The organism is Rhodoligotrophos defluvii, from assembly GCF_005281615.1.
GTDB lineage: Bacteria > Pseudomonadota > Alphaproteobacteria > Rhizobiales > Im1 > Rhodoligotrophos > Rhodoligotrophos defluvii.
Genome location: NZ_SZZM01000002.1, coordinates 823,661 through 835,664, shown reverse-complemented (window position 1 = coordinate 835,664; position 12,004 = coordinate 823,661). Strand labels below are relative to the sequence as shown.

Genomic DNA, 12,004 nt, shown 5'->3' with positions numbered 1-12,004 from the left:
CGTTTCCTCGACTAGGCCGCTTCCGGCACCCGCAGAGCCTCGTGATATTCGGCAATGAGCCGGGCGCACAGCTCTGCCGCCGGCGGAACGTCATGGATCGACCCGATACCCTGGCCCGCTGACCACAGGGTCTTCCACGCCTTTGCCTCGCCTTCGGTGCCGAAATCGAGCTTGGCGGGGCTCGCCATGGCCGCCTCGTCGATGCCGTGGGCCAGCAGGCTGTTCCTCAGGAAATTGCCGTGAACGCCGCTGACCGCCGGCGTATAGACGATGTCGTTGGCGCGGCCCTCCACAATCATCTGCTTGTGGCCGAGCGGCGCGGTGCTTTCCTGGGTGGCGATGAAGCGCGTGCCGATATAGGCGAGGTCGGCCCCGAGCAGGCGGGCGGCAGCTACCTGCCGGCCGGTGGATATGCAGCCGCCCAGGATGATGGTGCCCTCGAACATGGCGCGCAGCTCCGGGATGAAGGCGAACGGGCTCAGCGTGCCCGCATGCCCGCCGGCACCCGCGCAGACGGCGATCAGGCCGTCAACACCTGCGGCGGCCGCCTTTTCCGCATGCCTGAGGCTAATCACGTCATGGAAGATGATGCCGCCATAGGAATGGATCGCCTCCACCACCTCGTTGGCTGCGCCGAGCGAAGTAATCACCAGCGGCACCTTGTGCTTCACCGTGAGCTCGAGATCTGCCTGGAGCCGGGGATTGGTGCGATGGACCACCAGGTTGACCCCGTACGGGGCGGCATGCGGCGCATCGGCCAGGCGCGAGCCGATCTCCTCGAGCCAGGCCTCATAGCCCTCGCTGGTGCGCTGGTTGAGCGCCGGAAACGTGCCGATCAGGCCCGACTGGCAGGTCGCGACCACCAGGTCGGGGCCGGAGGTCAGGAACATGGGCGCGGCGATGATCGGTGCCTTGAGGCGGCCTTCCAGGGCGTGCGGCAGCGGCATGAAGTCTGTCCTTCTCAAGATCACATCCGGAAAACGCCATAATGGGGCCGATCGATCTCGGCGTTAAGGGCCGCGCTGAGGGCAAGGCCAAGGGCGTTACGCGTGTCCACCGGATCGAGAATGCCGTCATCCCAGATTTCGGAGGTGGAGTAGTAAGCGCTGGATTGACGCCGATACTCCTCCAGGATCGGCTCGCGAATGGCAGCCACCTGCTCGGGCGTGAGCGTCTGGCCGTGCCGCTGCAGCTGGCGAATCTTGATGTCGGCCAGCACGTTGGCCGCCTGCTCGGCCCCCATGACCGAGATCTGGTGCTGCGGCCAGGCGAACAGGAACCGCGAATCGAAGGCGCGGCCGGCCATGCCGTAATTGCCGGCGCCAAACGAGCCGTTCACCATCACGGTGATCTTCGGCACCTCGGAGCCGGCCACCGCCATTATCATCTTGGCACCATCCTTGGTGATGCCGCGGTGCTCGTAATCGCGGCCAACCATGTAGCCGGTGATGTTCTGCAGGAAGATCATTGGCACGCAGTGCTGGTTGCACAGCTGCATGAAATGGGCGGCCTTGAGCGAGCTATCATTGAACAGCACACCGTTATTGGCGAGGATGCCCACCTGGTAGCCCCAGATGTGCGCATAGCCGCACACCAGCGTGGTGCCATAGGCCGGCTGATATTCGTGGAAGCGGCTGCCATCGACGATGCGCGCGATGACCTCGCGCATGTCGAACTGCACCTTGATGTCGCGCGGAACGATGCCATAGAGCTCCTCCGGGTCGTAATAGGGCGGCGCGGGCGGGAGCCGCTCGATGCGGAGCTTGTCCGGCCGCCGGAACTGGGCGACGATATCGCGCGCGATCGCAATCGCCTGCTGCTCCGTATCGGCGGGGTAATCGGCGGTGCCCGAGATGCGGGTATGGACATCGGCCCCGCCCAGCTCGTCCACCGTGACCTCTTCGCCGGTCGCCGCCTTCACCAGGGGCGGGCCTCCTAGGAAAATGGCTCCTGTGCCCCGAACGATGACGTTGTACTCGCTCAAAGCGGGGATATAGGCGCCGCCGGCCGTGCAATGGCCGAGCACGATCGCCACTTGCGGGATGCGCCGCTTCGAGAGGATGGCCTGGTTGCGGAACAGGCGGCCGGCATAATACTTGTCGGCGAACAGGTCGGCCTGCAGCGGCAGGAAGCCGCCGGCGCTGTCGCAGAGATGCACGACCGGCAGTCGATTCTCGATGGCGATGTCCAGCGCCCGCACCATCTTCTTGATGGTCAGGGGGTACCACGCGCCCCCTTTAACGCTGGCATCATCCGCGTGAATCATCACCTCGCGGCCGGCGATGATGCCGATGCCAATGACATTGCCCGCGCCCGGTACCTCGCCGTCATACTCCATATTGGCGGCAAGGGTCGAGAGCTCCAGGAACGGCGTGTCCGGATCGAGCAGCAGGTTGAGCCGGTCGCGCACGAACAGCTTGTTTTGGCGGGTGAGCCGGTCGATGTCGCGCGCCGGCCGCTCGAAACGCGCCTTGTTCTGGCGGGTGCGGAGCTCGGCCGCGAGCCCCCGGTTGTGGGCCATGTTGGCGCGGAACTCCTCGGAGGATGTATCGATACGCGATTCGATGCGCATGAGAGTTTAGCCTTCGCTGGCAGGGGCAAGGGTGACGAGAGGGGCCGAGCGGTCGAAAGTGCGGCCCGGGCTCACATGCACGAGGTCAATGGTGGCATCCCGCGGCGCCTTGATGGCGGTCTCGAGCTTCATGCTCTCGATGACCACCAGCGTCTCTCCGCGCGCAACCTCATGGCCTGGCTCGACCAGGACGGAGATGACCGTGCCCGGCATGGGCGCAACAATGATGTCGTCGAGCGATGCGCCGGAATGGGCGGCATAGCGGGCAATGGGGTCGACCCAGCGCAGACTTCGCGTGACCCCGTCTACATGCACATGCACGACGTCGCCATCCACCGCAGCAAGGGCCGGCACCGATACGCGCCCCACCGTGAGCCGATCACGGCCGCAGCCATCCGAAGCAAGCGCGACGGGGATGCGCTCCTGGTCAAGCAACAGGCGATAGCCGCAAGCGTCACGGCCCAGCCACAGCTCGTATTCCTGACCATCGAGAACGAACAGATGCTTCATCAATTTCTCCAGGCGCCCATGGCCGCTTGCAATTCGGGAATGGCATCCGCGGCGTCCCGTACTGGCCGCATGCTGAGCGCCGCGGCAGCAAGCAGGCGACGCAGGGTTTCATCAGGCAGGGCGGCCGGCTCGGCGAGCGCCGGATTGGCATCGAGGAAACCGGTATGCACATCGCCTGCCTTGAACGCCGGATCGCTATTGAGCCGGCGCAGGAACTCCACATTCGTCTCGCAGCCGAGCAGGGCGAAGTCGCGCAGGGCGGCATCTGCCCGGGCGATCGCCTCGGCGCGGTTGGGGCCATGGACGATCAGCTTCGCGAGCATCGGGTCGAACGCCGAGGTGACCGGCTGGCCCTCGCGAATGCCGCTGTCGACGCGGATGCCTTCCCCCTCAGGCAAGCCCAGCCGCAACACCTTGCCCGTGGTTGGCGTGAAGCCGCGCGCCGGGCTCTCCGCATAGATGCGGTACTCGATGGCGTGGCCGCGGGTCGCGATCTGCTCCTGGATGAAGGGCAGGGCGTGGCCGGCCGCCACCTTGAGCTGCTCGGCCACCAGGTCGACGCCGGTGACCATCTCGGTGACGGGGTGCTCGACCTGCAGCCGCGTGTTCATCTCCAGGAAGAAGAACTCGCCATTGCCGTAGATGAATTCGACCGTGCCGGCATTGCGGTAGCCTGCCGCCCGGGCGATGCCCGCCGCCGTCTCGCAGATCACCTCTCGCAGCTGGGCCGTGAGCGCCGGGGAGGGGGTCTCCTCCACGATCTTCTGGAAGCGACGCTGCACCGAGCACTCGCGCTCGAACAGATGCACGACATTCCCGTGGCCATCCCCCAGCACCTGCACCTCAATGTGGCGCGGGTTCTCCACATAGCGCTCCACATAGAGGCGGCCGTCACCGAAATAGCGCTGGCCTTCGCTGCGGGCGCGCTCGATCTCCTCGTCGAGAACCGAGAGGTCACGCACGATGCGCATGCCCTTGCCGCCGCCACCGGCGGAGGGCTTGATCAGCAGAGGCGCGCCCACCCTCCGCGCCCGCTCCACGAAAGTTGCGGGATCATCGTCCTCGATCGCCGAGGGTGCCACGGGAAAGCCGTGCTTCTCGACGAAGGCGCGGGCACGCACCTTGTCGCCCATCAGCTCGATGGCTTCGGGCGTCGGCCCCACGAAGGTGAGGCCGGCGGCGGCCACAGCCCTGGCAAAGCCGGCATTCTCCGACAGGAAGCCATAGCCGGGGTGAATGGCCTCTGCCCCGCTCTCGCGCGCGGCCGCAATGATCTGCTCGCCATCGAGATAGGCGGCGACCGGTGTGGTGCCGGTAATCTCGACCGCACGATCCGCCAACGCGACGGCCGGACTAAGGCGGTCAGCCGGGTGATAGACGACCACGCTCTCGATGCCGAGCTTGCGTAAGGTGTTGGCGATGCGCACGGCAATCTCGCCGCGATTGGCGATGAGAACGCGCGAGAATGGCTTTGTCATGGGATGCTCGGGATTGACCTTCTTGAGGAAAGTGGGCCGGGTGGCGTCGCCCCCCGGCCGCAATCATTTGCTCACTCGTTCGGCGAATAGTCCGTGAAGTCGACCAGGGTCTTGAACGTCTGGGTCGCCGGGTCGAGCTGGTAGATCTTGAGCGCCGTGCCGGAGAGCTGCTTCTCGTTGTCGAAGCTGATCGGCGCGGTAAGGCCGCCGGTATCGAAATCCTTGATCTTGCGCAGCTGCTCGATGGTGCAGGCGCGGGTCAGCTCCTTGCCGCAGCCTTCCATCGCCTTGGCCAGCACCTTCAGGCCCACATAGGTGATGTAGGAATAACGGTTGATGGCGCCGACCTCGTCTGGGCTGAGATACTTCTCGGCAAGCTTGTGGAAGGCATCGGTCGCCTCGTCATTGAGGGCGACATAGTCGGCCACCAGATAGGGATAGCCAGCGGGGGCGGCGAGCTTGACGGAAGGCGGCATGTCTTCGCTCCACACCGCAGCCACCTGCAGGTCCATGCCGAGCTTGCGCGCTTCGCTGAGCACATTGGCCGCGCCCGCGATGATCGCGCCATTGGCGAGCACGTTGACGCCGGCTGCCCGCATCTGCACCACCTCGGCGGAGAAATTGGTGGTGCCGCGCTTGTATTTGAGACGGATGCCGTCCTTGACGCCGAGCTCCTTGATCGCGCGGTCATAGCCCTGTTCGACCGTCACCCCGAAGTCGTCATCCTGGCGGATCAGGCCATAGACGGCGTTCTCCGGCTCCAGGTTCTCGTGGATATATTTGAGCTGGCCGAAAAAGGCGTCCTGATAGCGGGCGCCGATGGTGAAGACCGGAGGCCGCACCGGATCGTAGATCAGCTCGCTCGGCGCGGTGGTCACCACGGTCGGCAGGTTGTTTTCTTCGATCAGCGGCATCATGGCCAGGACATTGGCGGTGCCTGACGTGCCGTTGAGCGCGAAGATGCCGTCCACCTCGATCAGCTTCTTCAGCGCCTGGAAGGACCGGGCCGGGACATAACCATCATCCTCCGTGGCGATCACGATCTTGCGGCCGTTGACGCCGCCGGCCTCGTTGATCTCGGTGGCGGCGAGCTTCGAGCCCACCGAAACGGCCCGGCCGATGAACGAGGCAGGGCCAGTCAGGATATTGACGTCGCCGATCTTGATCTCGGTATCGGTGACGCCAGGATCTTGCGCGTGTGCGCTTGAGGCCATCAGAAGGGCAGCAAGGCCCAGAACCAGTGATTTCATACGCATGTGTTCCTCCCAATCTTCCCATCTCGTGTGGGTGATATCGTCAGTAGGCGAGGGGCCAATTGCTCCAGTAGCGGCGGATGTCTCTCCAGAAGCCGATGAGGCCATCGGGCTTGAAGCGCAAGAAAGCGACGATCACCACGCCATAGGCGATGCCGCGGATCTCGTAGACGTAAGCGGTGTAGGTGGTGGACGACGGGTCCCCGAAGGTGGCGAAGGCGATGCGGATCGCTTCCGGCAGAAACGACAGGAAGAGCGCGCCGAGAATGGCGCCGGCGATCGAGCCGAGCCCGCCCAGGATGATCATGGCCAGGGCCTCGATCGACAGGATGAGGCCGAACACGTCGATATTGACGAAGCGGATGTGCAGAGACATCAGCGCGCCGGCAATGCCCACCAGAAACGACGAGATCATGAAGGCAAGTAGCTTGTAGCGGACGAGGTCGATGCCCATCACTCGCGCGGCAATGTCATGGTCGCGAATGGCCATCCATGCGCGGCCGATGCGGGTGCGCGACAGGTTGAGGGCCACCAGCACCACGGCGATGGTGATTGCCAGGGCGAAGTAGTAGAAGGGCCTGTCCCTCGAGAGGTCGAACCCCAGGGCCGTGATCTTCGGCAGGAACACGCCGTTGGGGCCGTGGGTGATCTCCTCCGCATAGAGGATCACGTGATTGACGATGAAGGCGAAGGCGAGGGTGGTGATCGCGAGATAGAGGCCCTTGAGCCGCAGCGAGGGGATGCCCACCAGCAGGCTGATCAGGGCTGAAAGCACACCCGCCGCCGGAATGCTGGCCCAAATCGGCCAGCCGTGGTCGGCAAGCAGCAGAGCGTTGGTATAGGCGCCGATGGCCAGGAAGCCCGATTGGCCGATGGAGATGAGGCCGGTGGTGCCGACCAGCAGATTGAGGCCGACAGCGCCGATCACCGCGATCATGGCGCCCGCGGCGAGCGAGAGGCCGTAATTGCCGACGAAGAGAGGCAGTGCGATGAGTACGGCGAGCAGCACCGCCACCCAGGCCCAGGTGACGGCGCTGTCGCTGAGTGTCACCAGCTCGGCATAGCTCTCCTTGAAGTGACCGGTGCGCATCGGTTCAGACCCTCTCGATTTCCCGCTCGCCGAACAGGCCGTAGGGCCTGATCATCAGCACCAGCACGATGACTACGAAGCCGGCGATCTCGCGTAGGCCCTGGCCGAGATAGCCTTGCGCCATGTTCTCGATGACGCCGATGACGAGGCCGCCGATGGCCGCGCCGATCACGCTGTCGAGCCCGCCCAGGATCACCGCCGGAAACGATTTCAATCCCTGGAACCAGAGGTCGGGGCCGAGCTTGAAATTGGCGGCAAACAGAATGCCGGCCACTGCGGCAATGGCGGAGGAGAGCGACCAGGCCAGGGCATGGACGCGGGCCACCCCGATGCCCATGAGCATCGCCGCCTTCTCGTTGGCGGCGACCGCGCGCATGGCGATGCCCATGCGGCTGCGGTGGAGGAAGAACCAGGCGGCCGCCACCAGCACCGCCAGGGCGCCGAGCGCATAGAGCTGGGCGGGGTAGAACGGAATGTCGCCGATGAACACCACATTCGTCGAAAGTCCGGCTGGGAAGTCGAACGGGTCCGGCCCCCAGATCATGATGGTGACGCCGCGGATGATCACGGCAAGCCCGATGGTCACCATGACGATGGCGAAGATCGGCTCGCCCAGCATCGGCCGGATGAAGATGCGCTCGAGCACCAGGCCCAGCACCATCGCGATCGGTACCGTGACCGCCACCAGCGGGAAGAACGAGAGATTGAGACTGGCCGCGATCGAGAAGGCGATATAGGCGGTGAGCATCACCAGCTCGCCTTGGGCGAAATTGACGACGCCCGTGGCCTTGTAGATGAGGGCAAAGCCCATGGCGATCATGCCGTAGGCGGCACCTGAAACGAGCCCCGTGGCGAGCAGCAGCAGGAAGAAGTCCATCAGGCCGCACTCCCGTAGATCGCCACGATCTCCTCGCGGAACTTCTGCTCGATCACCCGGCGGCGCACCTTCATGGTGGCGGTGAGCTCGCCATCGTCATGGTCGAGCTCCTTGGTGAGCAGCACGAACTTGCGGATGTTCTCGACGCGGGCGAAGCGGGCATTCACCTTGTCGACCTCCCCCTGGATCAGGTCGCGCACCTCCGGGTTCTCCGCCAGGGTGCGGTAGGTCGTGTAGGCAATGCCGCGCGACTGGGCCCACTGGCCCACCGTCTCGTAGTCGATCTGGATCAGCGCCGAGACGAAATGGCGACCATCGCCCAGCAGGATCGCCTCGCGGATATAGAGGCTGTCCTTCAGCGCATTCTCGATCAGCGACGGGGTGATGTTCTTGCCGCCTGACGTGATGAGGATATCCTTCTTGCGGTCGATGACCCGAACTTCACCATTGTCCTCGATCTCGACCACGTCGCCCGTATGCAGCCAGCCATCCTCCAGCGCCTTTGCCGTGGCGGCGGCATCGAACAGGTAGCCCTTGAACACCGAAGGCCCGCGCAAGAGGAGCTCGCCGTCCGGCGCGAGCGTCTGTTCCAGCCCATCGATGACGAGGCCGGAGCAGCCCGCGCGGGTGAAGCCTGGTCGCTGCATGTGGCTTACGCCGCCCGTCTCGGTCATGCCGTAGATCTGGTAGACCGGCACGCCAAGGGTCCAGAAGAACAGCAGCACCTCCGGCGAGACCGTGGCGCCGCCGCAGAAACCGCAGCGCACGCAATCGAGCCCCACGAAACGCTGCAGAGCGCGGAAACAGATGAGGTAGAGCAGGCGATAGACCAGGCCGTCGCGGGCGTTCGCGAAGGCGCCGCCATTGGCCTGCCGCCGCTCGGCGATGGGTCGGCCCAGCCGCATGGCTGCATCGAAAACCCGCCGCTGCAGCGGGGTTGTGTCCTTCACCCGAAACAGGATGCGCTGCTGCATCTTCTCCCAGATGCGCGGCACGCCGAGGAAGCCGAGTGGCGCGATCTCGCGCAGGTTTTCGACCACCGTATCGACCGACTCCGCGAAATTCACCGTTGCGCCGGACAGGAGATGCATGCACAGCGAGAACGACCGTTCGGCGACGTGGCAGAGGGGCAGATAGCAGACAACCGAGTAAGTCTCGGCCGTGAGCCCCGCTGTGTCGACGACCCGGGCGGCCGAATAGAGCATGTTGCGATGGGACAGCATCGCCCCCTTGGGCATGCCGGTGGTGCCGGACGTGTAGACGATGATCGCCGTGTCTTCCGGCTTGCCGGCGGCGAGCAGCGCGTCGACTGCGGCGCCATGGGCCGCTTCCGATTTTTGCCCGAGCGCGATCAGGTCGGCGAAGGACATGAGATTGCTGCGGTCGTAATTCCGCATGCCCCGCATGTCCACGCAGATGAGCATTTCGAGATCCGGCAGGCCGCCCTCGAACCGGCTCGCATCGATCACCTTGTCCGCCTGCTCCTGGTCACCGCACACCACCAGCTTCACCCGGGCATGGCGCAGGATGTATTGCAGCTCGGGCCAGGGATTGGTGGGATAGATGCCGAGACCCGCACCGCCCAGCATCTGCGCGGCAAGGTCCGCATAGTACCATTCCGGCGTGTTCTCGCTGGCGATGGCCAGCCGGTCGCCGGGACGGAAGCCGAGCGCATAGAGGCCAATCGCGGTGAGCCGCACATCGCGGAAATAGTCGCCCCAGGTGGTGCGCCGCCAGATGCCGCGCACCTTCTCGCGCAGAGCAAGCGCGGACGGATGCGCCTTCGCGCGGGCAGCCAAGACCTGCGGCAGGGTGAGCGCCTCGAGCTGTTTGACGTCGAGTGCGGTCATGCAGCCGACCTCCGCCCGAGATAGGCAGCGATGACGGCCGGGTCGGCGGAGACCTCTGCCGGCGTGCCCTCGGCGATCTTCTCGCCATAATTCATCACGAACACCCGGTCGGAAATGTCCATGACGATGCCCATGTCGTGCTCGACCATAAGCACGGTCACCCCGAGCTCCTCCTTGAGGTCGAGGATCAGCCGGGCGATGTCCTCGCGCTCCTCCTGGTTCATGCCGGACACCATCTCGTCCAGCAGCAGGAGCCGCGGGTTCACGGCGAGGGCGCGCCCAAGCTCCACCCGCTTCTGCATGCCATAGGACAGGGTCCCCACTGGCAGGTCCCGAATATCCTCGATCTCCAGGAACTCGATGATCTCCTCGACCCGCTCGCGTGCACGGATCTCCTCATGCCGTGCCCGGCCATAGAAGATGGCAGCGGAAAAGGGATCGGTGCGCAGATGCGCATGCATGCCCACCAGCAGATTGTTCGCCACCGTCTCGTGCTTGAATACGGCCAGGTTCTGGAAGGTGCGTGCAAGGCCGCGCTTGGCCAGCGTGTAGGTTGGCGCTCTGGTGATGTCCTTGCCATCGAAAATCACCCGGCCGGAGGTGGGCCGTAGCACCGCGCTGATCAGGTTGAACACGGTGGTCTTGCCGGCGCCATTGGGCCCGATGAGCGAGCAGATCGATCCTTGCGGCACGGCAAAGCTCACGTCCGACACCGCCCGCAGGCCGCCAAAGGTCTTGGAAAGGTCCACCACTTCGAGAAGCGGCGGGGCGGTTTCCGTGGAGGCTGCCGCGAGTCCCGAGGCGTTGAACATGCGCGTCACGACAGCCACCTCTTGCGGCGCTTGTAGTGCTTCACCTCGCGCATGGACTTGCGTTGCCCCGACGAGGCGAAGCCCAGGTAGAACTCCTGCACATCCGCGTTGCTGCTCAGCCGCTCGGCCGGCCCGTCGAGCACGATGCGGCCGTTCTCCATGATGTAGCCGTAGCTCGCGACCGATAGGGCGAGCTGAGCATTCTGCTCGACCAGCAGCACGGTCAGTCCGTGCTCGCGGTTGAGACGGATAATGGTGTCGAAGATCCCGTCCACCACTTGCGGCGCAAGGCCGAGACTCGGCTCGTCCAGCATCAGGATCTCTGGCTTGGCCATGAGAGCACGACCCACTGCCACCATCTGCTGCTCGCCGCCGGATAGGTAGCCAGCGATTTGCGTGCGCCGCTCCTTGACCCGGGGAAACAGGGCATAAACCTGCTCCAGCGCCTCCGCATTCTGGGCTGCGCTGCGGGTATAGCCGCCCATCAGCAGGTTCTCCTCCACCGTGAGCGTCGGAAACAGGGCGCGGCCTTCCGGCACCTGCACCAGCCCGGCCCGCACGATCTCGTCTGCGGAGCGGCCACCGATGCGCTCGCCCCGATAGTGGATATTGCCGCCGACGATCTCGCCTTCCTCCCGGTCGAGAATGCCGGAGATGGCCTTGAGCACTGTGGATTTGCCAGCCCCGTTTGAGCCGAGCAGGGCAACGATCGACCCTTCCGGCACGCTCAGGGACACATCGCGCACCGCCTCGATCGCGCGGTCATAGAGCACCTGCACATTGGTCAATGAGAGAACCGGGCTCATGCCTCGCTCTCCACCGGGACAGAGGCGGCGGCCACACTCTGGGCCAGTCGTTCGGCCACGTTTTCGAGCCGGGCTGCGGTGGCCTCCAGGCGATTGGCCGCTTTATCCGCCGCAATGCCCCCGAACAGCACCAGGCAGAGCTGATCGGCGATGGCCTCGGCATCGAGCGATCCAGATCCGCAGACATATCTCCAGGTGTGATGTTCGATCGTGCCGTAGATCAGGTCGCGGATGAGCGGCAGCGACAGACCGGGCTTGAGGTCGCCATCGGCGAAGCCCTCGCGCAGGATGGCTACAGCCAGATGCGTATAGCGCCGGTTGAGCTCGTGCAGCGCCGAGCTGTCATAGTCGCCGCCGGTGCGCACCTCGCGGAAAAACACTCGGCACAAGGCCGGATGAGCCTGGATGAAGGCGAGGTGCCGCCAGATCACATAGCGCAGCCGGCTTTCGGTGCCCTTGATGCCGGCGAGATGCTCCTCGTAATTGGCCAGCATGTTCTCATACCAGCGGCTCAGCACTTGAAGCATCAAGTCACGCTTGTTGCTGAAATACTTATAGATGGTGCCTTCCACCACGCCGGCACGCGCCGCGATCTCGGCCATGGAGGCATTCTCGTAGCCGCGCTCGCTGAACACCGCCGTGGCCGCGGCCAGAATGTCCCGCTCCCGCCGCTCCCGCGGCAGCCGATTGACGACGCGGCGGGTCTGCGGGCTCATGCGGCTGCCTTCCCGCACATTCTTGTGCGACCATCCCGGT

11 protein-coding genes are annotated in these 12,004 nt (G+C 64.9%); all 11 read right to left on the bottom strand.

Annotated features, from left to right (window positions below):
* Positions 1–11: 11 nt before the first annotated feature.
* The 11 genes from E4P09_RS13020 to E4P09_RS12970 all read right to left on the bottom strand — a co-directional run bounded on the left by E4P09_RS13020 (position 12) and on the right by E4P09_RS12970 (position 11,964).
* Positions 12–947 carry an NAD(P)H-dependent flavin oxidoreductase gene (locus E4P09_RS13020; RefSeq protein WP_137390010.1) on the bottom strand — a complete coding sequence of 312 codons (936 nt, stop codon included), beginning with the start codon at positions 945–947 and terminating at the stop codon, positions 12–14.
* A gap of 20 nt (positions 948–967) precedes the next feature.
* Positions 968–2,572 (bottom strand): acyl-CoA carboxylase subunit beta, encoded by a 1,605-nt coding sequence (locus E4P09_RS13015; RefSeq protein WP_137390009.1) that lies wholly within the window; start codon positions 2,570–2,572, stop codon positions 968–970.
* A 6-nt stretch (positions 2,573–2,578) separates the two neighbouring features.
* A complete protein-coding gene (locus tag E4P09_RS13010; RefSeq protein WP_137390008.1) occupies positions 2,579–3,082 on the bottom strand; it encodes an acyl-CoA carboxylase biotin carboxyl carrier protein subunit in 504 nt (167 codons plus the stop codon).
* Entirely contained in the window at positions 3,082–4,560 is a 1,479-nt protein-coding gene (locus tag E4P09_RS13005) for an acetyl-CoA carboxylase biotin carboxylase subunit (protein WP_137390007.1), read from the bottom strand. Before E4P09_RS13005 ends, E4P09_RS13010 begins: the two co-directional genes overlap by 1 nt.
* A gap of 71 nt (positions 4,561–4,631) precedes the next feature.
* Positions 4,632–5,816 carry an ABC transporter substrate-binding protein gene (locus E4P09_RS13000; protein ID WP_170984404.1) on the bottom strand — a complete coding sequence of 395 codons (1,185 nt, stop codon included), beginning with the start codon at positions 5,814–5,816 and terminating at the stop codon, positions 4,632–4,634.
* Positions 5,817–5,856: 40 nt separating this feature from the next.
* Entirely contained in the window at positions 5,857–6,903 is a 1,047-nt protein-coding gene (locus tag E4P09_RS12995; RefSeq protein ID WP_137390005.1) for a branched-chain amino acid ABC transporter permease, read from the bottom strand.
* A 4-nt stretch (positions 6,904–6,907) separates the two neighbouring features.
* Complete coding sequence (locus E4P09_RS12990) at positions 6,908–7,780, bottom strand: branched-chain amino acid ABC transporter permease (protein WP_137390004.1); 873 nt, start codon at positions 7,778–7,780, stop codon at positions 6,908–6,910.
* Complete coding sequence (locus tag E4P09_RS12985; RefSeq protein WP_137390003.1) at positions 7,780–9,630, bottom strand: AMP-dependent synthetase/ligase; 1,851 nt, start codon at positions 9,628–9,630, stop codon at positions 7,780–7,782. Before E4P09_RS12985 ends, E4P09_RS12990 begins: the two co-directional genes overlap by 1 nt.
* On the bottom strand, positions 9,627–10,442 hold the full coding sequence (locus tag E4P09_RS12980) for an ABC transporter ATP-binding protein (RefSeq protein ID WP_137390309.1): 816 nt from the start codon (positions 10,440–10,442) through the stop codon (positions 9,627–9,629). The genes E4P09_RS12985 and E4P09_RS12980 overlap by 4 nt, the downstream gene beginning before the upstream one ends.
* A 5-nt stretch (positions 10,443–10,447) precedes the next feature.
* Entirely contained in the window at positions 10,448–11,248 is an 801-nt protein-coding gene (locus E4P09_RS12975) for an ABC transporter ATP-binding protein (RefSeq protein WP_137390002.1), read from the bottom strand.
* Positions 11,245–11,964 (bottom strand): TetR/AcrR family transcriptional regulator, encoded by a 720-nt coding sequence (locus tag E4P09_RS12970; RefSeq protein ID WP_170984403.1) that lies wholly within the window; start codon positions 11,962–11,964, stop codon positions 11,245–11,247. The genes E4P09_RS12975 and E4P09_RS12970 overlap by 4 nt, the downstream gene beginning before the upstream one ends.
* Positions 11,965–12,004 lie beyond the last annotated feature (40 nt).